This window comes from Sphingomonas cavernae, from assembly GCF_003590775.1.
GTDB classification, from domain to species: Bacteria; Pseudomonadota; Alphaproteobacteria; order Sphingomonadales; family Sphingomonadaceae; genus Sphingobium_A; species Sphingobium_A cavernae.
The window spans coordinates 118587-139852 of the sequence record NZ_QYUM01000003.1 but is presented as its reverse complement, the minus strand read 5'-3'; the positions used below and the strand labels follow the sequence as shown (position 1 = coordinate 139852).

Genomic DNA, 21266 nt, shown 5'->3' with positions numbered 1-21266 from the left:
GGCGCCCGCTTTCACCTGCCCCTAGGCTGCCGTAACGGAACATCAAAACCACGCTGTTTAGCATATAACGTCGCGAAGTCAGGCACGTAGGAAATCAGGCGCGTATCGTCGATCCGCCCCGTCCGCGTCAGAAAATCGTACACGAAGTCGATCGGCAGTTTCTGCATCACCTCGCCGACCCGCTCGTACCAGTCGAAGCTGCGCTGTGCGGCTTCGGCGAACCTCTCGCGCACCGGCCGGCGTCGGCGCTCGAAAAGTTCGAGCGCCGCAGGAAGCTCGGTTTGCTCACGCAACGCATCGAATAGTGCCTGGGCGTCATCCATCGCCAGTCGCGTACCCGAGCCGATCGAGGGATGCGCGACCCGCTGGGCATCCCCGATCAGAACGACATTGCCATCGACCCAGCGATCGACACTCACTGCGGCAAACTGCCGATAGATCGAATTATTCTCGATGAGCGACGCCCCTTCGAGCTGCGGCGCGAACAGCTCTTCAAATATGCTACGCCGCTGATCGTCGGTCATGTCACCCAGCCCACCGTTCACCCATGCTGCCTCGTCGGCTTCGGCGACGAAGGTACTCATCTCGGGAGTATAAGCATAATAATGGGCAACCAGCGCACCGCCGAACGCGGAGCGGAACACCAGCGCATTAGGTTCGAGCTTCTTGCGCACGCCATACCAGGCGAAACGGTTATTGAGGACGCGGCTATTCGCACCAAAGGCAGCCGCCCGCTCCTGGCGGGCCATCGAGTTCGCGCCATCCGCCCCGATAATGAGGTCGTAGCCGGAGAGTTCCGACGTGGACGCAACGCGCTGATTGTAGCGAATATTGACTCCCACCGCCTCGCACAGTTCCTGCATGAGCGTCAGCAACGTCAAGCGTTCGATGCTCGCGCCCTCGACCTCATATTCCAGGAGGATCTCGCTCCCGTTGAGATCGATATTCTGCCGATTGTTGAAAACCGACGCCTTTGCAATGCGCCCGACGAGTTCGGGGTCAGCATCGGTGATCCGTCCCAACGCGGCGCCGCCTAGAGTCACGCCGAAACCGAAAGTCGCATCGTGCGGGTTTTGTTCGAACACGTCGACAGGCCAGTCCGGCCAAGCCCGACGGACCAGGCGCGCGAAATAGAGGCCGCCTGGACCGCCTCCCAGTACAGCTATCCTCATTCTTCACTATCCGATACGATACGGACGACATCGCGTCCAAACTCGACTATCCTTCCCTCGATCCCGCCGGTAAAGGCGCTGTACCAGACGGCGGGCTTGAACCCGAGCTTCCGGCGCTCGAAGACTATCTCGTCCTCGGCGTCGATCCGGAGATATCCGAAACCGACGTCCGAAACTGACAGCTTCGGATCCTCGCGCGAGACATCGGCAAGGGCGATGAATTCGGGAACGGCGAGCACATAGACCGACGGCATATCAGGCGACCTCCGCCAGTTTCGACTTCACCAGGTCGGCCTTGCGGCGCCAGAGGCTTTCGATTTCAGTAAGACGCGTGCCGCGTTCCTGTTCGATAGCAATCGCGGCGTCGAGCGTCAGGCTCGCGTCGAGCCGGTCATATTCTGTCAGTTCGCGGACTTGGAGCGTGAACTCGACCATATATCCATTGGGGTCGGTCACATAAATGGAATCGATGATCTCGTGACGAACCTGCATGACCTCGATGCCGTGCGCTTCGAACCGCTCCTTCCAGTCGAGCAGTTGCTGTTCGTTTTCGACGCGCCAGGCGGTGTGCGTCGAATGGCGATGCCAGGCGCTCGGCTCCTCGTGCTCGGGCTCGTCTTCCCCGAAATAATAGAAGAAGGCGATCGTGCTGCCGTTACCGGAATCGAAGAAGAAATGGATGAAATCCGGGTGATTTTCCGGCCCCCACCCCTTGGCGGATACCGCATGGAAAACGGGCAGGCCGATAATGTCCCGATAGAAGCGGACGGTTTCGGCCAGCTTCCAAGTGGGTCGGGCCGTGTGATGCACGCCACTCAGACTTGGCATATGATTTCTCCTCGTCTCAATTTAGCTGCAAGCCAGATTGCGGTGGGCTATCGCGAACGCGCCACGAGCCCCTCCCAGTTCCGGTTGCACCGAACGGCTCGACCGCTACATCAAGGCCGGCTCAACCGGTTCGCGAATGGAACATCGACCGTGAAAATGTCGGCGCGAACCTTTTTTGCCTGCATCTCCTCGAAAATGTTGCGCCCTTCCAGAGACTTGATCGCGGTGACGGCCATAACCGTCCCGTTCGGACCTCCGATCGTGCAGGCAATCGGCTCATAGTTTCCGAAAAGCACACGATGCGTGATCTCGCCGCCGGAATCGAACCGCCGAATTTCATTTTCATGCGGCACGCAGGCCCAGATTCCGCCCGCGTCGTCCGCCGTCAGTCCATCGATCAGGCTCTCGGCGGTCGCGAACGGGCGCGGATCGCCAAGCGAGCCATCGGCCCGAATGTTGAAAGCTGTGATGCTGGGAGGAGAAAGGAAGGATTGAACCAGAAAGAGGGTTCGTCCGTCGGCTGAGATAACAATTCCGTTCGGAAAGGATAGGTTTTCCAGGACCGGCGACAGAGATCCATCCGGCTTGACGAGGATCACCCGGCCAATCTGCTTGAGCGGCTCTCCGTGGAAAGGCCGTACGCCGACATCATCCACATAGAGGTCGCCGCTCGCGTGCATCACGACGTCCCCCAGATAGCCGGTGGCGACGCCGGACAAATCAGCATATGTCTCTACCGCGCCGTCGGGCGCGAGTTTCAGAACCTTAGTGTCATACATCGACAGTACGAGAATCGAGCCATCGTCGAGCACGACCAATCCGTTGGTCCTGATCCCCTGATCGAACAACGTGCGGATCGCGCCCGAAGCGGGATCGACGGCCACGACGCGCTCGCCGATCATGTCGGAGAGCACGATTTCGTCGCCGCGCCACCGAATACCTTCGCCGAACAGCAAGCCTTCGGCGATCCGACGCGCCGTCAATGCCTTTTCCACAGCCTTGCCTCCTTCTCAAACCGTCTCATGAGTCAGTTATTTGACGTATGAGGATGGTTGTCAAGGATTTGAACGGCCAAAATGGAGACTTGTCGGTCGTTTCTGACGGAAATATTGCATCCACGGTCAGGCCGGCCGTCAAAAGCCGGTGCGTTCCAAAGAATAAGAACCAAAGGGATTTAGCAGGATGGCCGTTTCAGCGGCCAGCGCCCAGCCTATTCGCTCGACAGTCGTTCGAGATGGCTAATGTCCTCGCGCAATATTCGAAAGGCATCGGCCAGCGATTCGCTGCGAGTCCGGTGCGCGTCGACGCGCAGGACGGTTCGGACCGCTGCTTCGGCAAGCTCTTCCTTCACGGCGTCCAAAGACCTGCGGCCATCCGCCTTGAACCACCAGGCGGTCCAGTTGCACATTCCGATGATGCCGAATGCAACGACCGTCGCGTCGACCGGGCGGAAATGGCCGGTCAAAATCCCTTCCTCAATGACCTCGATATAACTTTTCAGCACCGCTCGTTTGCTATCGTCGTGCTTTGTCCGAAGATCGGCGGGGAGATCATTCTCCGAGCCTGCGAGTGCCCGAAACAACTGCCCATGCTCCAGCATCCATTGCAGGCTTGATGCGACCAGCTGATGCAGTCGTGCGCGCGGGGAAGCGCCGGCATCATGCACGATGGTTTCCGATCGCTCCTGCCCGGAGAACGTTATCTCTTCGACCAGCGCCTCTAAGAGCTTCTCCTTGCTTGGAAAATGATAATATAGCCCTGGCCGGCTCATTCCCAGGGAATTGGTGATGTCGCGCAGGTTAGTGCCCGCATAGCCGCGCTCCGCAAAGAGGGCGGCGGCCACCTCCAGAATGGACTGACGAACGCCCGGCGTCTTTTGGCGCATCGGCCGAGTAGGCTGACCGGCCCTACTTCCGCCCAAGGCCTCTGGCTTCGCCCCCACCGCTTCCTTTCCGCTCACTCTGTAATCCCCGATTCAACATAGTATGGCGCGTCAATATGGCGCAGAAAGCGAAGTCCGCCGTTATCCAGCGGACGCCACATCGTAGACAACTATATGATCCAGTGCCGACTATCGATCAACCGCTTCATACCAGGGCGCAAGCCGGCTAAGCGGGAAGAAACGGATCGCTACTGGCGCAGGGGGGAAATGGCGTCCCGCTACATGGTGGAACGTCCCGATGGATCCACAATCATCGCCTGAGTCCTGAAGCCAGGTTTCCGCATTGCGATAGGCGAAGCCGCTCTCGTTTTGGCCAAGGGAGGCAACGAGAATGCGGCCATCGCCCAATATGTCTCCCACTGGAAAGCGATCTGGTCCCAAGTCAGATTGCCAAAGGCCAACCGCTTCGAGCGACGACACGCCGGTGGATCAGAACGAATACCCCAGGGTGATCCCGTAGGTGCGGGGCGCCGTGACCGAACCTTCGACCGCCGCACCGAAGATCGGCGAGGTGACGTTTGCAGCCGTCTTCGTTACCTTGTCGCCGACATTCTTGACGAAAGCGGTCGCGGTCCAGCCCTTTGTGCTGGCGAAGCGCAGATAGAGATTGCTTTTGAAAAAGGCATCCTGCGACAGGGGGTCAACATTGTCCGGCGTAAAGTAGAATTTCGACGAATATTCGCCTTCGGCCTTTACACTCAGCGTTCCACCGCCAAGCGGCCAAGCCTTTTCGACCGAAAGAAGGCCCGCGAATGTCGGGGCATTGTTCAGCCGCTTACCACCGAAATCCACGTTGCCGGGAAAGAAAGGCTGGACCGAGGATGCGCCCTGATAATCCTGGTAGCGCGCATGCAGATATGTGCCGCTCATATCGATGGTCAGCGTTTCGACTGGCTTGATCGTCACCTGAGCCTCGCCGCCGTAAAGACGTGCGGCCCCGGCGTTCTGAGTGATGACCTGCACGCCGGCGACCTGCTGGACCTGAAGGTTCGTATAATCGTAGTAAAAGCCGGACAGGTTGGCGCGCACACGATTGTCAAAGGCGGTCGCCTTCATACCGCCCTCATATGCTGCGAGATGTTCGGGTTGGTAGGCCGGCGCGACGGAAGTGATATCATAGCCCCCCGACCTGAACCCCTCGGAATAGCTCGCATAGAACATCAGCCTTGGCGTCGCCTGGAAACGAATGCCGAACTTCGGCGTCGTCGAATTGAACGTCCGTTTGGGCAGCACCGTAAGCGGCCCGGGAGGCGTCGTGCTGAAAAAGGGATTGGCGGGGTCGAAGTCATAAACCTTGGTCGGATCGAATGCGGAGGTCGAGAATAATTGCTTGGATTCCGACCCGTAACGCAGACCGAAAGTCAGTGTCAGGCGATCAATCACCTCATAATCGATCTGTCCGAAAATCGCCTTCGCTGTCGTCTTGATGGTGCCCCCGATTTCGACCGCATCGACATAGAAGGACGGACTCGGCGCCGGCAAACCCAGCGCCGGATAGAAGACATCGGAAAGTTCGGGCGCCCGCGAAGGCGACGCCGAGACTTTTTCATGGAAATAATAAAGGCCAGCCGTCGCATTAATGCGACCGCCGTCGTAATGCGCCTGCAGTTCCTCGCTCACCTGATGCGCGGGCTCGCCCGCCACATAGAAACCGGCAAAGTTGCTGCCTCCATCCAGAGACGTGAAGAGATTGAACTCCTGATCGCGATAATTCGTAATCGACTTCAATCCGAACGGTCCGCTGGTCCATTCCACGATCCCGGTGATCGACTTCGTTTCCAGTCGAAGCTGCGGATCATATCCCGCGGCGATATCGCGGAGCCTGGATGCGAAATAGCCGCCATCGCGCTGGCCGACGGGACGACCGGGAAATACACCGGGGAGCGCGATATCACTGTCGGCACCGAAATAATGCCGGGCCGCGCCGCGGTCGCGCTGGTGATAATAGTCGCCGATGATCGTCGCCTTCAGACTGTCGGTAGGCGAAAGCACCAAGGTAATCCTCGCCCCCTTCGCGTCGCGGTCGTCGATGTCACTACCCGTGACGAGGTTGGTGCCATAGCCGTCGTGTCGGTCGACGAATCCGGCAATACGGATGCCGACCCGGTCTTCGACAATCGGCCCGCCAACCGCTGCTTCGATATTGATAGCCGAAAAATTGCCTACCGTTCCCTGGACAAATCCGGACCAGACATCGCCCGGTCGGGCCGTCGTGAGGTTGATCGACCCGGCGGTCGCATTGCGCCCATAGAGTGTACCCTGCGGGCCGCGCAGAACCTCCAGGCTAGCGAGGTCGTACATACTCGACGAAAGCGCGCTTTGACGGGAAATATAGACTTCGTTCACGTTCACGGCCACGGCACCTTCTGCACCGGGGACGATCGACGACGTGCCGATGCCGCGCACGCTAACTTGCGACTGGCCCGAAATCGCGCCGACTTTCAGGCCTGGCACGATTCCCTGAATATCGTCCAGACTGCGGGAATTCGACGAGCGGAGTTCCGCGCCGGACAGCGCGGTAATCGCTATGGGCGTGCGTTGCAGGCTACCCGTCCGCTTCTCGGCGGTCACGACGATATCGGCGATCGCGCCGTCGGGCTCCGCCTCGACCTGTGCGGGTGCGGAAACCTGATCCCCATCCTGGGCAAAGGCGGCCGAGGGCAGCGCACCGACTATCGATGCAAGCATAAGAGGCCGGACGAGCCCGAATGAGCCATGTCGGCGGCAAACCGAGAGACGCGTTTCGACTTGGCGCAATTTCAGAATGTAACCGACGTCCATTTCAATCTTCCCCTATGAGATATCAACGCTTGTTCGAAGCCGAGCATCGAACGCCATACCGTCCTTGGTGTCAATTTTATGACTCATGTGTCAGATGTCAAGCTTGAACATCCAGCCCCGGAACCGGGGCATGGCTGTGTGCCGGATCGATGGGAAAAGGCGCGGGCCATGCCGATCCGCCGCGAAAAGCCGCTCGGCCGGTAACAGCGCGCGGGTTAACGGCCAACCCGGGCCTTTGCCGCTATTCCGACGTTTTCAGCGTGTGTGCCGCCGCAAGCGCGCGGCGCACGCGTCCGCCGGTTTGTCCACCCACTATGGTGGTCACGTCATGGGCCGTCTCGACAAGCCGATCGAGCATGATACCGGTCGCGATGCCCATATTCTCAAACATCCAGACAAGGTCCTCGGTGGCCACATTGCCAGTCGCTCCCGGCGCGAACGGACAACCGCCGAGACCGCCCACCGAGGCATCGAACGCCCGCACATTCGCCTGGTAGGCGGCAAAGGCGTTCGCCGCGCCGACGCCATAGGTGTCATGACCGTGAAACACCCAGGAGGGCCCGCCAGGATAACGGGCTGCCGCTTCGCCGAAGAGGCGCATGACCTGTCCCGGCGTCGCGCGCCCCGTCGTATCGCACAGCGCGATCTCGGCCGATGGCGCCAAGGGCACCAGCCTGTCGAGAAGGTCGAAAACCGCGTCGGCGGAAACCCGTCCTTCGAAAGGACAATCGAACGCCGTCGCGACATTGAGCCGGATGGCGCCAGGCAGATGCTCCACCAGCCGCACATATTCTTCCACGCTTTCGGCCGGGCTGCGCCTGACATTGTTGCGATTATGGGTCTCGCTGACCGACACGACGAACACGAGATGGCGTGCGCCCGCCGCGATCGCACGGTCGGCCTGCCTCGCGGTTGGCACCAGCACCTGGGCATCCAGCCCAGGCAAAGCCGCAGCCGCCGCAAGAATTTCCGGGGCGTCGGCCATCTGTGGCACCGCGCTCGGGCTGACGAACGCCGCCGCCTCCATTCGCCTGACGCCTGCCGCGTATAAATTCTCGATGATCTCGATCTTGCGCGCGGTTGGAATGAACGGAACGATCGGCTGAAAGCCGTCTCGCGGGCCGACCTCGATCATCGTCACCTGCGTCATGGAATCACGCCTTCGCTTTTGAGTTCCCGAATATCCGCATCCGTCATGCCGAGCAGAGCTCGAAGGATTTCGGGCGCATGTTCGCCGACCATGGGACCTGCCCACCGCACATCGCCAGGCCCCTCCGGAATATGCGGTACGACGCCGGCCTGCAGCACCGTGCCGAAGGCGGAGTCCGCGACCTCGCGGACCATGCCGCGCGCGCGATACTGGCTATCCGCGGCGCAATCCGCCGCAGTGTAAACCTTGCTATTCGGAATATCGGCGGTCGACAATAGCTTCACTAGCGTTGCCGCGTCGTGTCCCCTGGTCCACTGACTGATGAGATCGTCGAGTTCCCCTGCCCTCGCGACGCGCGCGGCGTTGCTGTCATATCCATGCGCGCCGACAAGGTCGCGTCGACCCATCAGTTCGGCCAGCTTCGCGAAAAGCGGCGCGGAATTGGCCGCTATCAGGACCCATTCTCCATCGATGGTCGGATAGGCGTTGCTCGGCGCGGCAGTCGCTATGGCCCCGCCGGTCGGCTCCTTGATTTTGCCGAGCGCGCCATATTCGGGAAGCATCCCTTCCATCAGGCTGAGCACGCTTTCGGTAAGCGCAACATCGACCGTCCGACCCGCCCCGTCGCCCTGGCCCCTGTCACGTTGCCACAAGGCACAGGCGATCCCGAAGGCGGCGTACAGCCCCGCAACCGAATCGCCGATGCTGACGCCGACGCGCACGGGGGGCAGCGTGCTTGTTCCGGGCGGATGATCGGTCAAGTGGCGCAGTCCGCCCACCGCCTCCCCGATGACGCCGAACGCCGCCCGATCCCGGCCGGGGCCGGTCTGACCATAACCCGATATCTGCGCGACGATGAGATCGGGACGACGCGCCCGCATCGCGGGGATTCCCAAGCCGAGCTTATCCAACTGGCCCGGCCTGAAATTCTCGACCAGCGCGTCGCAATGCTCGACAAGATCGAGCAGGATTTCCCTTCCGCGCGGCGATTTCAGGTCGATCGCGATGCTTTGCTTGTTGCGCCCGTGCATCGACCACCACAACGACTGACCGTCAATCTTGGCGCCCCAATCCCGCACCGGATCACCGCCATGCGGCTCGACCTTGAACACCTCCGCGCCGAGATCGGCCAACAACCGGGCACAAAAGGGAGCGGCAACATAATGCCCGAGCTCAAGCACGCGCAATCCGGCCAGCACTGGTCTCAACATTTGGACATCCTCATCGCGACGGATCATTCTCAAGAGCGTCGAACGCACCGCTACGCCAGTGTCGGCCGCAATTCCTGCGGGATGCCCCACATGTTCCGGCGCTTTTCCAAAATAGCTTGACGATTAACCGACTCATACGTCAAATAACTGACACCTAGCGCTGTATTACAGGACGCGCCCGAATGTCAACGAGGCCGGAGGCAATAACGAGATGACGGAGTATGACGTGCGGCCATTAGCCGAGAGGGTTGCGATCGTTACCGGAGCGGGCGCGGGGCTGGGGCGTGCGCACGCGCTGTTTCTGGCTGGCCAAGGGGCGAAAGTCGTGGTCAACGACCTGCCCGGTTCGCAAGGTGAAGGTGCGGCCGCGGACGTGGCGAGGGCAATCCAGGAGTCCGGCGGGGAGGCGATGGTCGCCCCGGGATCGGTCACGGATGAAACCGCCGTGCAAGACATGGTCGACCGCGCCGTCGCGCAATGGGGCCGGATCGACATACTGGTGAACAATGCGGGCATCTTGCGCGATCGGAGCTTCACAAAGATGACGATGGAAGAGTTCCGTCAGGTCGTCGAGGTTCACCTGATGGGATCGGCCCTTTGTACGAAGGCGGTCTGGGACATCATGCGCGAACAGACCTACGGCCGCGTGGTGATGACCACGTCTTCCTCGGGTCTATACGGCAACTTCGGCCAGGCCAACTATGCCGCGGCCAAGATGGCTGTGGTCGGATTGATGCAGACGCTGGCGATCGAGGGGGAAAAATATAACATCAAGGTGAACTGCCTGGCTCCCGCTGCCTCGACCGCAATGATGGCTGGCGTGATGCCGCCCGACATTCTCGAACAACTGGACCCGGCACTTGTCAGCCCTGCCCTGCTGCCGATCGTATCTGAGAACGCGCCGACAAGGGTCATTCTTTGCGCCGGCGGAGGACATTTCGCCGCCGCGAACATCACGCTGACCGAAGGTACGCGCCTGAACCGCGCGCTCGCTGCATCGGGCGCCGTCATCGCGCGATGGGACGATGTGGTCGATCGTAGGGGAGAGGTGGTGCCAGCCCAGGGCTGGGAGCAACTCGAACGCGCTATCGCGGCGAATCCGTCGGCGTAGACCGCCGCGGCCTGACGCGCCGGTCGGTCGATCACCGTGATTCCAGACAATCCGATCAGCGATCCGCCATTCCGGATGTGCGGCGTCATCGCCTTCGGCAAGCCTCGACGACGCACATCCGGAATGGCGCTCGGCCTCAGCGGAAGCGATGGTGTTCGAGCCAATTCCGGATAAGCTGCCCCGCGACGCGCTGGCCATTGGCGGCGCCCTCCACGATCGGCTGCCCGTGGTGATTTCCGTGAACCGCGTGGCGCTCCTTGTCGGCACTTCCGATCGCTTCGAAGATCCGGGCCGCGTCGCTCGGAAAGACGCTGTTGTCGCCGGTAAATTCGATAACCTGGACAGGTACCGCCAAGTCCGGGGCACAGGCTTCCATCGAGACGTTGGTGGAGAGCGCTGACCAATTGGAAAGCCAGCCTTCGGGGGTGCATGTACGCGCGAAACCTATGCTGCCCAGATTGGACACGAGTGGGTTGGCGCCCCAGACCGATCCATAGGCGCGGTCGGACGGATCGAGACTCAAGTCGAAGCAGCGCGGGTCGGCATCGGTCCGCCATACCTGAAAGATGGGGGAATGGGCGGCAAGCGCCGCAGCCTCTTCGTCCCCGCCGGCCTTCGACCGGCGGCGGGCGTCGGCCTTTCTTTCGAGCAACTGCCTTGCGAATGCGTCAATACGCACGATGCGCGCGCGCTGCGCAGCGCGGTATCGCGCCAGGAATTCGGGCGCATAGCTCGACGATTCCGGCGGCTTGCGAAACCCGTTGGCGGTAGAGAATGCCGAAATCCCTTCGTCGATCCTGAAGGGATCGCCTTCGTCGGTAACCGCAGGATCGATCTGGGTCAGAAGCAACTGGCCCTGCCCCGGATGCGCAGACATGAAAATCACCCCGTCGGGCAATGGCATGGTCGCCGACGCCAGCTTGACGGGCCGCCCGCCGGGGGAGTGGGTCAGCCTTGCCGCCGGCGCCCTCCCAGCCTGCTGGCAATAAAAGGCAGCGAGCGGACCTCCGCCGGACGTTCCCTGAAGGATGCAATATTCAAATCCCATCGTCTCGCGCAGGAATATCTGACCGGCCGCCAAATCCAGCAGCGCAGTTTCATGCTCCAGCCGAAGATCGTTACCCGGCGAACGCGGTGCCATGACCCACATGGCGCAGCCGCCCTGCAACACTTCGGGAACGACGAAGTTCGTGACCACGCATTCGCGGGGATGCATGCTGCAAACCACTGTTCGCTCGCCGCCCCTGCGGAAAAGATAGCCCGTGACCGAGGCACCGTCCGCCGTGGTGAGCGCGTGCGCGGTAAGAGAGACATCGCCAGGAAGAAGATCGGGGTTCCAGATCGTGCCGCGCAAGCCGGCCGTCGCCGTTGCGACAGATCCTTCGGATCGGTGACCAAGACTCATTATACCTCCATTGCCATCGCACATCACTTGTTGGAAATGGCCATCGTGATGGCATCGCTTGCCCGGCATGTCCATGCAAGTTCTGACACAAGGGTAAATTTATTGACTCAAATGACGGCATCTGAAATGCTCGCATGGAAATGGCCTTCGATCATGCGGAAGCTTCGTTTCATGAGCTATCTAAGGACGAAAATGGGAGTGGATCAGTGACGGGGATCATCGGACCGAAGACGAGGATGCCGGGCGTTGTGTATCAAGAGGATCGACGCCTCGACGAATTTATCCGGTCAGGTGTGCTGACGGACGAGACCCTTGCATCCGGATTCCGCGATGTGGCGTCACGGTTTCCCGACCGGATAGCACTGTCCGAACCGGGATGCGCCTATACCTTCCGCGAACTCAATGAAATCACCGACAAGGCCGCCGCGGCTTTTCTCGGACTTGGGCTCCGGCCGCTGGATCGCATCATATTCCAGGTTCCGAATTGCAAGGAACTCGTCGTCGCGCTCATCGCCTGCTTCAAGGCCGGCCTGATTCCGATCTGCACGCTGACCGCGCATCGCGCCCTGGAGATCGGCTATATCGGACACCATGCAGCGGCGACGGCGCACTTCGTCCCCGGCGACGATCCCAAATTCGACTTCGTCGCCTTTTCGAACGGGATGCGCAGCGAAATTCCGTCGCTAAACCGGACGGTGGTGCTCCGCGGCGAAGCGCCTGCCGGCTCGGACGCCGTCGCGCTGGAGACGCTGATTGCGGGGCAGGATCTGGAAAGCGCGCGTCAAACGCTGGCCGACGTCGAACTCGACCCCTTCCAGGTCGCCGTGTTCCAGCTTTCCGGCGGCACTACCGGCGTTCCCAAGATCATACCACGCTTCAATAATGAATATCTCTATACCATGCGCACCGTCATAGACTTTCACGGCCTCGACGAGACGACGGTGGCGCTGACGCCGGCGCCCATGGTCCATAATGCGCCGATGATTTGCATTTGGGGGCCCTCGCTCTTTGCTGGCGGCGAGGTCGTCGCCGCGGCCAGTCTCGATCCTGCCGTCCTTGGTCCACTAATCGTCGCGCGGCGGCCGAACTGGTTCCTGCTTCCAATTCCCATCTTGCTGCGACTGCAGGAAACCGGCTGGCTCGACCAGATGGACTTGAGCGAAGCGAAAGGCTTCATCACGACGGTCGGCGCAGCGAAACTCAGCGCGATGGTCGACGGCGCTCCGGCATGGCCGATCTTCGGCATGACCGAAGGGTTGGTCTGCTTCTGCAACGAATCGGATTCTGCCGAAGCGGTCAACGACAGTGTCGGCCGCCAGATCGACCCGCATGACGAACTCAGGATTCTCGCCTTCGATTCGGACGAGGAGCTTCCCGATGGAGCGATCGGCGAACTGGCCATCCGTGGCCCCTGCACTATCCGCGGATATTATGACGCGCCTGAACGGAATGCCGAAGCGTTCACGGTCGATGGATTCTACCGATCAGGCGACATGATGCGCTTCCAGACGATTGGAGACCGCCGGTATCTGATGTTCGAAGGGCGCGTCAAAGATGTCGTCGATCGGGGCGGCGAAAAGATCAACTGCGAAGAGGTCGAACGCATCTGTCTCGAGCACACCAACGTCGCCGCTATCGCTATCGTCGCCATGCCCGACGCGGCCTATGGGCAGCGCGCCTGCGCCTATATCATTCCGCCGGCTGGCTCCCAGGCGCCAACGGTGCAGCAACTGGCGGAGTTTCTCGGCGCCCGCGGCATGGCGAAATTCAAATGGCCGGAAAGAATTGAGGTCGTATCGGAATTCCCGATGACCTCTTCGGGTAAGCTCTCGAAGCCCAAGCTTCGCGAGATGATCGCGGAGAAGATCGCGTGATGATTTGCCCGCGGCGCTGGACCGGAGCATACCAGCGGTGACATTCGAGCCACGCACGATGTATGAGAAGATCTGGGACGCGCATGTCGTCGCGGATATGGGAGGAGGCGAGTCTCTCCTCTACATCGACCGCCAGCTTCTCTACGAGGTCACCAGCCCACAGGCCTTCGAGGGTTTGCGGACCGCAGGCAGAAAGGTAAGACGCCCGGACCTCAATCTTGCGGTCGCGGACCACAATGTGCCGACTACCAATCGACGCGGCGGTCTCGCCGCAGTGGAAGACGAGGAAAGCCGCCTTCAGATCGCGACGCTGGAGCGCAATGCTGCAGAATTCGCCATTCCCTATATTCCGTTGACCAGCCCACGGCAGGGCATCGTCCATGTCGTCGGGCCCGAGTTGGGGTTGACCTTTCCCGGAACCACGATCGTCTGCGGCGACAGTCATACATCGACCCATGGCGCGTTCGGGGCGCTCGCATTTGGTATCGGCACCTCCGAGGTCGAACATGTTCTCACCACCCAGACGCTCGTCCAGCGACGCTCGAAGACGATGCTGGTGCACGTCGATGGCCCGCTCGCCGCCGGCGTGACCGCAAAGGACATCATCCTCGCGATCATCGGACAAATCGGCACCGCTGGCGCCACCGGATATGTGATCGAATATGCCGGCGATGCGATCCGCGAGTTGAGCATGGCGGGACGCATGACGATCTGCAACATGACGATCGAGGCCGGCGCGCGCGCGGGATTGATCATGCCCGACGAAAAGACCTTTGCCTGGCTCGCGGAAACGCCCTTCGCACCGAAAGGGCAGGAGTTAGAGCGCGCGACCGCCGACTGGCGCATGCTCGCATCGGAGGCCGGGGCTCGATATGACCGGACCGTCACGCTGGACGCCCGCCGGATCGAGCCGATGGTGACCTGGGGCACAAGTCCCGAGGATGTTATCCCGATCAGCGGAACCGTTCCGGATCCGGCGAAGGAAGTCGACCCGGAACGGCGCGCGCGCCTGCAGCAAAAGCTCGACTATATGGGCTTGGAGGGAGGAAGCGCGCTGGCTGGCCTGCCGATCGATGTAGCGTTCATTGGCAGCTGTACAAACAGCCGCATCGAGGATCTGCGCGCTGCCGCGGAATTGGCAAGAGGGCGTCGAATCGCCGCAGGTGTGCGCGCGCTGGTCGTGCCTGGTTCCGGCGCGGTGAAGGCTCAGGGCGAGGCGGAAGGTCTAGACCGCATCTTCATGGAGGCCGGTTTCGAATGGCGTGATCCCGGCTGCTCGATGTGCCTCGGCCTCAACCCGGATCGGCTGAGCCCGGGCCAGCGTTGCGCCTCGACGTCGAATCGTAATTTCGAAGGGCGCCAGGGCCCTGGAGGACGGACGCATCTGATGTCCCCCGCGATGGCGGCGGCGGCGGCGATCCATGGCCGGCTGGTCAACCCGGGAAAACTCGAGGCATGACCCCCTTCATCCGCCTCGAAGCAATCGCAGCCGCGCTGCCGATCGCCAATGTCGATACCGACATGCTGGTGCCGGCGAAGTATCTGAAGACCGTTTCCCGATCGGGACTCGGCCGCGCCCTGCTGCATGGATTACGGTTCGATCAGCAAGAAAGCGAAATTCCGGAGTTTATTCTCAATCGCGATCCCTGGCGCGCAAGCCACATTTTGGTCACGCTCGAGAATTTCGGCTGCGGGTCCAGCCGCGAACACGCGCCATGGGCGCTGCTTGATTTCGGCATAAGGTGCGTCATCGCGCCGAGCTTCGCGGACATCTTTCATGCGAATTGCCTCAAGAACGGGATATTGCCGGTCACCCTTCCGCGAAGTGAAATCGATATTCTGCTGGCGGACTCCTCCCATCAGAACACCGCGTGCCTCATAGTCGATCTGGTCACGCAAACGATTTTGCGGGTGAATGGCGAATGCATTTCATTCAAGATGGACGCCGCGAGCCGCGACCGGCTCCTCAACGGTCTGGACGACATCGACCGCTCGCTCGGGTATAAAGCTCTTATCGACGAACATGAAGTGGCGGCGATGGCAGCAATGCCCTGGCGCCCGTTCGTCTCACGGGCGAGATTGGACAGCCTGGGATGAACCTCGACGGCATATGGCACGGAAGATCGGCCAAGAACTTCCCGGGCAACATCGCCAACCAGACCCGCCCGAACTGAAAACTGCCAGAACCCGACGAATCAGGCCAACGAGTAGCAGGAGAAGAGCTGTCTCTAGCTGTCTCTGAGGGAAGCCATCTTGCCACACCGCTGAATAGCTAACGAATGCCGTTCTGCGCGGCGCGCTCTATGGAGTATGTAAGGGAGGTCTGAATGCCAGGCATTCTGGATGGACGTACTGCTTGGGTTACCGGTGCAGCAAGTGGGTATCAAGCGACATCGTGAAGTGGCCGGGGGCGACACGCAAAACTGGTCCGCCCAGGGTTGTTAGGCACTCTCCAAATCATGCGTCACAGTGGCCTTTTGCAAGAGGCCACTGCGACGCTTTTCGCGTAATCGATAGCTATCCCCGGGGAAGGTGATGACATGGCTGTGGTGGAGCAGCCGGTCGAAAATGGCGGTGGCGACGACAGGTGACGTGCATCCGGAATTCCGGACCGTTTTGAGCTGGAAAATACCAGTTATGATTGGAGGGCCAGGATACGGAGTATGAGATGAAGAGATCGAAGTTCAGCGAGGCGCAGATAGCCTTCGTGCTCAAGCAGGCGGACGACGGGACATCGGTTGGCGAGGTCTGCCGCAAGGCAGGAATCAGCGAGGTGACGTACTACAACTGGCGCAAGAAGTATGCTGGGTTGATGCCGTCGGAGATGAAGCGGTTGCGCCAGCTTGAGGAGGAGAATTCGAAGCTCAAGCGGTTGGTTGCAGAGCTCAGCCTGGACAAGGCGATGTTGCAGGATGTCGTTTCGCGAAAGCTCTGAGGCCTGATCGGCGGCGCCAGCTGGTCGATGATATCCGCAGCACATGGCAGGTCGGCATCCGCAGGGCCTGCAGCGTGTTGCGGGCGGAACGATCCAGCTACCACTACCGTGACAAGGGTACCGGTCAGGCCGACCTCAAGCAGCGGATCAAGGGGATCGCCGAGACGCGTGTTCGTTACGGCTGTCGCCGTATCCATGTTCTGCTGCGGCGCGAAGGCTGGGGAATCAATGGCAAGCGGGTTTATCGGCTTTACAGGGAGCTGGGCCTGCAACTGCGCAAGAAAACGCCGAAGCGGCGGGTAAAGGCGAAGTTGAGGCAAGGCCGCTGCGCGGCCTCCCGCGTCAATGATGTGTGGGCCATGGACTTTGTCCATGACCAGTTGGCGACGGGGCCGAAGCTGCGTGTCCTGACGGTCGTGGACACGTTCAGCTGATACATTTCCGCGCTCCCATCAAGAGCACCCGTGTAGCTGAGTTCCTGTGTAAGCGCCTTGCGCTCGGCAAGGCTGGAACTGATGTCCAGAAGCTTGAGCACACAATCGACGCCTGCCAGTACAGCTTCACGTCTGATCTGGCCCCGATCCCGTTGAGGATCCGTCCGCCTCGTGCCCTCGCAATGATCCTGATTTCGAGCGCGGCAAAAGCATAGGCGGACGACATAACGGGCATTATGCCGTCCGCCTGCCGGGTGCGACCCGCAAGGGCCCGGCAGAACAGAACTACCACGCATTGCGCGGCCCATTGTGCAAAGAAGTGTAAATTCACAAAGCCCAACCCGCCCCGCAGACCCCAGATCAATTTCTGGAGCGCCAGTCCCCGGCAGCGCGGCTTGGGGCTCGCGCAGCACCTCGGATGCGCCATGAACGGCGCCAGCGGATCGTCCGGGACGCTCTTGCGTCCGATCCGTGTCTGCGCCGTGGCGCGGCCATGGCTGGAATGGATGCGAGATGCTTGCTCGCCGTCACTAACGCATGTGGTGCCCGGGTCTGATGCCCCGTTCGATCTCATTCTGGATCGTGTCGGAAGACATGCGATCGACGACCTGCGAGCGTCCCGTGGATCGAGCGATCGCCAACCGCGACGTTGATCATTAGCTGCTGACGCCGGTGGATGAAGGCGATCTCGAGCGGGCTCAGCCGCGCCTCGATCAGCAACCGGTCATCGATGCGGCCGATGTCCATGCGCCGTCCACCGGGAGCGACGATGCCGCCGAAGCTTCGCAAATGCTGGCCGATGCCGAGCGCTCGCGCGACACGCTTGTCGAACAGGCTCGCGCCTGGTGACGATCGGCGCTGCACGGAGCAGAACCGATCGTCACGCCGGTTATCTCACGCTGCCGCGCCGGAACAGGTTCACGGCGCCAAGCATAATGACGGCGCCGAGGAAGGCACTGAGCAGTGCCGCCGGGTCGGGCGGCCATGATCCGATCGACCCACCGCCAAGCAGCGAGCCCAGCAGAAAGTTGCCGACTATGGAGCCGACAATCCCGACAACGATATTCAGCAAGATACCCTGCTGGGCATCAGTGCGCATGACAATACTCGCCAGCCAGCCAAGAATGCCGCCGATTGCAAGAAGAAGAATCCAGTACATTGTCGTCCTCCCCTATTGATGGACCTGATAGTGGCCATCGAGATCTCAAGACGTAGAGCGGGGAGCAGGAATTGCCAGCCGATGGCGATCAGCACCTGTCGTAAGACACAATTGTTTACCTTCAAACGAGATCGGTGCACACGCCATCGATCGGATGACGAGATTGGCCAATCCGGGTCAATAAGGCATCACTCGCCCCGGCGGTTTGTCGCGGGGACCTGCAATCCCGGATATCGTCATGACAGAGCCGGCAGTGCGCCGATTTCGGGCCTGCGAAGAGCCGCATCGTTCCTGGTATCGCGGCGGGGTGCGGGCCTGAGGGACAGCCGATCTGCCGGTTCCGCACTGCCCCACCGCAATTCGTCGCCAGCGGCCTATCGTTTTGCAATTGTTTACGATTGACAGCCCGGCACACCTCCCTCCTCCGAGAGGCTCATGCTAGGACTGCAGCGAGGGACAACGCCTCGCAGCGGGAAAATGGCGACGAATCCAGCATGCGCTTTGCTATCGTGGACGATGACGCAGAATATCGTGAACACCTGAAATCGCTTTTGCTGGATGCCGCCCATCTCGTGCATGCATTCGCAAACAGCGCGTCCTTTATCAGGCAATTCCGCATCGATGTCTTTGACCTTGTTCTCGTAGACTGGAATCTGCCTCAGATTTCAGGCTTGGACTTGCTGAAGTGGATGCGAGGTGATTGCCGCTACCGTGCTCATCATGCTGATCACGTCGAGGACCGATGTCGACGACATAGTCACCGGCCTCCAGGCCGGCGCGGACGATTACGTCATCAAGCCCGTCGATCGATCGGTGCTGCTTGCACGCCTCGAGGCGATCATGCGCAGAGCGTACCTGATCGAGCCGCGCGAGAACTGTGTATCGGGGTGATCGCGTGACGCTCACCTCCACGGAATTCCATCTCGCATTCGTGCTTTTGAGCAACCTGTCGTGGCCGCTCTCGCGTCACTATCTGCTGGAGGCCGTCTGGGGTCGCAACCCCGATCTGCAAACCCGAACGCTTGACTCGCATATCTCGAAGATCCGAACCAAGCTCGGGCTCAGGCCCGAACGCGAATATCGGCTGACGCCAATCTGCAGCCATGGCTATCGCCTGAAGGCCATGCTCGGCCACGCAGCGATACCAGGAGCGCTATAATGAGTGTGACGCTTGCACTTCTGGCCCTTCTCGTCCCCGCACACAGCGCATCGCCCGCACGCACGGATTCTGCGGTCCGCTATCGCGTGAAGCGCGGAGACAATCTCTTTACGCTCGGCGAACGTTACTTTCTTCGTCCCGGAGACTATCGTGAGGTGCAAAGGCTGAACCGCGTTACTAATCCGCGTCGCCTGCCGACAGGTAAGGTGCTCCTGATCCCGCGTCGCCTGCTCAGGTCCGAGCAGGTCAAGGGAACGGTGGCCGCTTATCGGGGTAATGTCCGGATCGTTCGCGGCAAGAGCGAGGCTCGCGCCGTGACCGGAGATCAGGTTACCCAAGGCATGATGATTGCGACTGGCGCGAAATCCTTCGTCACAATCGAGTTGCCCGACAACTCCCGTTTCAGCCTGCCCTCCAACAGCTGGGTCGGGATCACCCGGCTCCGCCGAACCTTGTTGACCGGGCAAGTCGAGCGATCGTTCAGCCTGTTGACGGGCAGAAGCGACTGGGACGTCACCCCGTCGCGCACCAATCCGTTTTCCGTAACGACGCCGATAGCAACGACGGCGGTGCGCGGAACCAGCTTTCGCGTCAGCTACAATGAAGCGACCGAAAGCATGACCGTTGGCACGCTTCAAGGCACGGTCGCGGTACGCGACCAGGCGATTGAAGCAGGAAGCGGAGCGGCGGTCCGCTCCGGCAGCGCGATCAAGCCGGTCAGACTGATTGATGCCCCGGAGCTTGATCGCTCGGGCACCATCCAGCAGGCCGAGACGCTCGCGTTTTCAGCAAGGACCGTGGACAACGCAAGCAGCTACGGCTTTGAAATCGCCAGCGATGCGGGCTTCATCGACCGTCTCGCGAGCGAGCGAACGGCGACGCCGCAGGTGACGTTCGATTCCCTGCCGAACGGCACCTACTTCATTCGCACGACCGCGCTTGATGCAGAAGGCATCGAAGGTCAGGCCAACGTCTTCAGCTTCGACAGGCAGTTCAACACGATAGAGGCTGATGCGCCGCAGGCCGGCACCGCCGGCAACCGCAAGGATTTTCTCTTCCGGTGGCGCGGCTCCGGTGCTGGCAAGGTCGAGTATCGTTTCGTCTTGTCGCGCGATGAGGCGGGACTCGATCGTCTGGTGGATCGTGCCGGGCTCCTTTCGACAAATCTGACGGTGAGCGACCTGCCGAGCGGCACATGGCATTGGCGCGTGTGGTCGCTCCGTTTCGAGGATGGCCGCTACAGCGAGACCGTGACGCCACCTCAGAGGCTGCAGGTCGGCGACGCGCGATAGACCGGAGCCTCAGCCACACCGCCGCGAGACGCCTTGCCGTGACGACCCTATGGTCATTTGCTTGCTGAATCATGGAAGCTTGTGCTCAGCACTCCCGTGCGTGCGCCCCGCTCCCGTGTGCCGACCGGATGCAAGGCGCCCGGCGTTTCGAGAATGGTCGACTGGGATAGATTGTCGCCGCTGGGGCGGTGTGGTCGGCCGCCCTCCCCTTCTAGGGCAGCATTTTTTCACTGTACGGCGAAGGCGATGGGGCATTGAGTTCCATGACAGCGCCGTCGATCAATTGGGGGAGCACCTTTGCCGCATCCCGCCTCCTGTGAAATGCCGTCGCCCTCGTGGACCGCAATTCCCTGCCCGTGAAGGGGTCGACGAAGCGGAGCGCAAAGCTGGTTGCGATCTTCGCATCCGTCCGCGGGGCTTCGATCCAGTGCATGGTCTCGCCGGCTTCACCCAGGTTGCCCCGGACGAACATTCCGAGCTTCGCTGGACGGCGGTCGAGACTTGGAACGAGCAGAAGATCCGCCTTTCCCTGCGTGGCAGGAGAATGCCCGATGGCTGCGAGCTGCGTGGTCAATCGGTCGCTGACTTCCATTGGCAATCCTAGCGTTGCGCCTTCGGCAGCCACGACACGATAGGTGCTCGCAGGCTTCAACGGCGCACCCGTGCCGGTGATCAGGATTTCAGGTGCGTGGCTGCACGCCCCGCTCAACCCTGCTGCAGCGATCAGCATCATCGTCGTCGCGCGCATGACGTCACCTCGTCCTGAAAGCTTATCCGGATTAGCTACAGCTGGCTAATCCAGTCCCCGGTTCG

Annotated in this window: 19 protein-coding genes and 4 pseudogenes; 9 read left to right on the top strand and 14 right to left on the bottom strand. The window is 61.0% G+C overall.

The features are described 5' to 3' along the window. Positions 1 to 11: 11 nt before the first annotated feature. From D3876_RS08350 to D3876_RS08320, 8 genes are all read right to left on the bottom strand, one after another. Complete coding sequence (locus D3876_RS08350) at positions 12 to 1172, bottom strand: FAD-dependent monooxygenase (protein ID WP_119761345.1); 1161 nt, start codon at positions 1170 to 1172, stop codon at positions 12 to 14. Beyond that, positions 1169 to 1426, bottom strand: a complete 258-nt coding sequence (locus D3876_RS20630; RefSeq protein WP_220475441.1) for a hypothetical protein — start codon at positions 1424 to 1426, stop codon at positions 1169 to 1171. The genes D3876_RS08350 and D3876_RS20630 overlap by 4 nt, the downstream gene beginning before the upstream one ends. Before the next feature lies 1 nt (position 1427). Beyond that, complete coding sequence (locus D3876_RS08345; protein WP_220475440.1) at positions 1428 to 2000, bottom strand: VOC family protein; 573 nt, start codon at positions 1998 to 2000, stop codon at positions 1428 to 1430. A 110-nt stretch (positions 2001 to 2110) separates the two neighbouring features. Then, entirely contained in the window at positions 2111 to 2995 is an 885-nt protein-coding gene (locus D3876_RS08340) for an SMP-30/gluconolactonase/LRE family protein (RefSeq protein WP_119761343.1), read from the bottom strand. Between the two features lie 215 nt (positions 2996 to 3210). Beyond that, the gene (locus D3876_RS08335) at positions 3211 to 3885 is read right to left on the bottom strand and encodes a TetR/AcrR family transcriptional regulator (protein ID WP_119761342.1); all 675 of its coding nucleotides are present in this window, start codon (positions 3883 to 3885) and stop codon (positions 3211 to 3213) included. A gap of 486 nt (positions 3886 to 4371) precedes the next feature. Further along, entirely contained in the window at positions 4372 to 6630 is a 2259-nt protein-coding gene (locus D3876_RS08330; RefSeq protein ID WP_182911945.1) for a TonB-dependent receptor, read from the bottom strand. 334 nt (positions 6631 to 6964) lie between these two features. Continuing rightward, the gene (locus D3876_RS08325; RefSeq protein WP_119761338.1) at positions 6965 to 7873 is read right to left on the bottom strand and encodes a hydroxymethylglutaryl-CoA lyase; all 909 of its coding nucleotides are present in this window, start codon (positions 7871 to 7873) and stop codon (positions 6965 to 6967) included. Then, positions 7870 to 9084, bottom strand: a complete 1215-nt coding sequence (locus D3876_RS08320; protein ID WP_238475303.1) for a CaiB/BaiF CoA transferase family protein — start codon at positions 9082 to 9084, stop codon at positions 7870 to 7872. Before D3876_RS08320 ends, D3876_RS08325 begins: the two co-directional genes overlap by 4 nt. 226 nt (positions 9085 to 9310) lie before the next feature. Between D3876_RS08320 and D3876_RS08315 the strand changes: the two genes are divergently transcribed. After that, positions 9311 to 10195, top strand: a complete 885-nt coding sequence (locus D3876_RS08315; protein WP_420801949.1) for an SDR family NAD(P)-dependent oxidoreductase — start codon at positions 9311 to 9313, stop codon at positions 10193 to 10195. 136 nt (positions 10196 to 10331) lie between these two features. Here D3876_RS08315 and D3876_RS08310 read toward each other — a convergent pair whose 3' ends face one another. Beyond that, a complete protein-coding gene (locus tag D3876_RS08310) occupies positions 10332 to 11675 on the bottom strand; it encodes a hypothetical protein (RefSeq protein WP_220475439.1) in 1344 nt (447 codons plus the stop codon). Between the two features lie 257 nt (positions 11676 to 11932). On the opposite strand from D3876_RS08310, the gene D3876_RS08305 reads away from it, so the two are divergent. Genes D3876_RS08305 through leuD form a run of 3 tightly spaced genes read left to right on the top strand, consistent with a single transcriptional unit; the run spans position 11933 to position 15571 of the window. Then, positions 11933 to 13474: an AMP-binding protein gene (locus tag D3876_RS08305; RefSeq protein WP_182911944.1), complete on the top strand. Its 1542-nt coding sequence runs from the start codon at positions 11933 to 11935 to the stop codon at positions 13472 to 13474. Positions 13475 to 13511: 37 nt separating this feature from the next. Beyond that, entirely contained in the window at positions 13512 to 14933 is a 1422-nt protein-coding gene (gene leuC / locus D3876_RS08300) for a 3-isopropylmalate dehydratase large subunit (RefSeq protein ID WP_220475438.1), read from the top strand. Beyond that, positions 14930 to 15571: a 3-isopropylmalate dehydratase small subunit gene (gene leuD, locus D3876_RS08295; RefSeq protein WP_119761329.1), complete on the top strand. Its 642-nt coding sequence runs from the start codon at positions 14930 to 14932 to the stop codon at positions 15569 to 15571. The genes leuC and leuD overlap by 4 nt, the downstream gene beginning before the upstream one ends. Before the next feature lie 344 nt (positions 15572 to 15915). Here leuD and D3876_RS20625 read toward each other — a convergent pair. After that, positions 15916 to 16062, bottom strand: a pseudogene (locus D3876_RS20625) (ATP-binding protein); the annotation flags it as partial. Positions 16063 to 16142: 80 nt separating this feature from the next. On the opposite strand from D3876_RS20625, the pseudogene D3876_RS20800 reads away from it, so the two are divergent. Beyond that, positions 16143 to 16840, top strand: a pseudogene (locus D3876_RS20800) (IS3 family transposase); the annotation flags it as partial. A 50-nt stretch (positions 16841 to 16890) separates the two neighbouring features. Here D3876_RS20800 and D3876_RS20795 read toward each other — a convergent pair. The 3 genes and pseudogenes from D3876_RS20795 to D3876_RS08270 form a co-directional block, all read right to left on the bottom strand. After that, positions 16891 to 17139 (bottom strand): annotated as a pseudogene (locus D3876_RS20795) (hypothetical protein); the annotation flags it as partial. A gap of 274 nt (positions 17140 to 17413) precedes the next feature. After that, positions 17414 to 17707, bottom strand: coding sequence for a hypothetical protein (locus tag D3876_RS08275; protein WP_119761327.1), 294 nt, complete (start codon positions 17705 to 17707; stop codon positions 17414 to 17416). Between the two features lie 25 nt (positions 17708 to 17732). Then, complete coding sequence (locus D3876_RS08270; protein ID WP_119761325.1) at positions 17733 to 18002, bottom strand: GlsB/YeaQ/YmgE family stress response membrane protein; 270 nt, start codon at positions 18000 to 18002, stop codon at positions 17733 to 17735. A 494-nt stretch (positions 18003 to 18496) separates the two neighbouring features. Between D3876_RS08270 and D3876_RS21205 the strand changes: the two are divergent. From D3876_RS21205 to D3876_RS08245, 4 genes and pseudogenes are all read left to right on the top strand, one after another. Beyond that, positions 18497 to 18640 (top strand): annotated as a pseudogene (locus D3876_RS21205) (response regulator); the annotation flags it as partial. Positions 18641 to 18698: 58 nt separating this feature from the next. Then, positions 18699 to 18893 (top strand): response regulator transcription factor, encoded by a 195-nt coding sequence (locus D3876_RS20790; protein WP_119761320.1) that lies wholly within the window; start codon positions 18699 to 18701, stop codon positions 18891 to 18893. Between the two features lie 4 nt (positions 18894 to 18897). Beyond that, complete coding sequence (locus D3876_RS08250) at positions 18898 to 19161, top strand: winged helix-turn-helix domain-containing protein (protein WP_182911942.1); 264 nt, start codon at positions 18898 to 18900, stop codon at positions 19159 to 19161. Continuing rightward, the gene (locus D3876_RS08245; RefSeq protein WP_119761317.1) at positions 19161 to 20453 is read left to right on the top strand and encodes a FecR family protein; all 1293 of its coding nucleotides are present in this window, start codon (positions 19161 to 19163) and stop codon (positions 20451 to 20453) included. The genes D3876_RS08250 and D3876_RS08245 overlap by 1 nt, the downstream gene beginning before the upstream one ends. Positions 20454 to 20664: 211 nt before the next feature. Here D3876_RS08245 and D3876_RS08240 read toward each other — a convergent pair whose 3' ends face one another. Continuing rightward, positions 20665 to 21201 carry a hypothetical protein gene (locus D3876_RS08240; RefSeq protein ID WP_119761315.1) on the bottom strand — a complete coding sequence of 179 codons (537 nt, stop codon included), beginning with the start codon at positions 21199 to 21201 and terminating at the stop codon, positions 20665 to 20667. Positions 21202 to 21266 lie beyond the last annotated feature (65 nt).

Excerpts from the sequence above, each read along its gene's own strand:
- D3876_RS08350 (WP_119761345.1), bottom strand. The coding sequence starts at position 1,172 with ATGAGGATAGCTGTACTGGGAGGCGGTCCAGGCGGCCTCTATTTCGCG.
- D3876_RS20630 (WP_220475441.1), bottom strand. The coding sequence starts at position 1,426 with ATGCCGTCGGTCTATGTGCTCGCCGTTCCCGAATTCATCGCCCTTGCC.
- D3876_RS08345 (WP_220475440.1), bottom strand. The coding sequence starts at position 2,000 with ATGCCAAGTCTGAGTGGCGTGCATCACACGGCCCGACCCACTTGGAAG.
- D3876_RS08335 (WP_119761342.1), bottom strand. The coding sequence starts at position 3,885 with ATGCGCCAAAAGACGCCGGGCGTTCGTCAGTCCATTCTGGAGGTGGCC.
- D3876_RS08330 (WP_182911945.1), bottom strand. The coding sequence starts at position 6,630 with ATGCTTGCATCGATAGTCGGTGCGCTGCCCTCGGCCGCCTTTGCCCAG.
- D3876_RS08325 (WP_119761338.1), bottom strand. The coding sequence starts at position 7,873 with ATGACGCAGGTGACGATGATCGAGGTCGGCCCGCGAGACGGCTTTCAG.
- D3876_RS08320 (WP_238475303.1), bottom strand. The coding sequence starts at position 9,084 with ATGTTGAGACCAGTGCTGGCCGGATTGCGCGTGCTTGAGCTCGGGCAT.
- D3876_RS08310 (WP_220475439.1), bottom strand. The coding sequence starts at position 11,675 with ATGGACATGCCGGGCAAGCGATGCCATCACGATGGCCATTTCCAACAA.
- leuD (WP_119761329.1), top strand. The coding sequence starts at position 14,930 with ATGACCCCCTTCATCCGCCTCGAAGCAATCGCAGCCGCGCTGCCGATC.
- D3876_RS08270 (WP_119761325.1), bottom strand. The coding sequence starts at position 18,002 with ATGTACTGGATTCTTCTTCTTGCAATCGGCGGCATTCTTGGCTGGCTG.
- D3876_RS08245 (WP_119761317.1), top strand. The coding sequence starts at position 19,161 with ATGAGTGTGACGCTTGCACTTCTGGCCCTTCTCGTCCCCGCACACAGC.
- D3876_RS08240 (WP_119761315.1), bottom strand. The coding sequence starts at position 21,201 with ATGCGCGCGACGACGATGATGCTGATCGCTGCAGCAGGGTTGAGCGGG.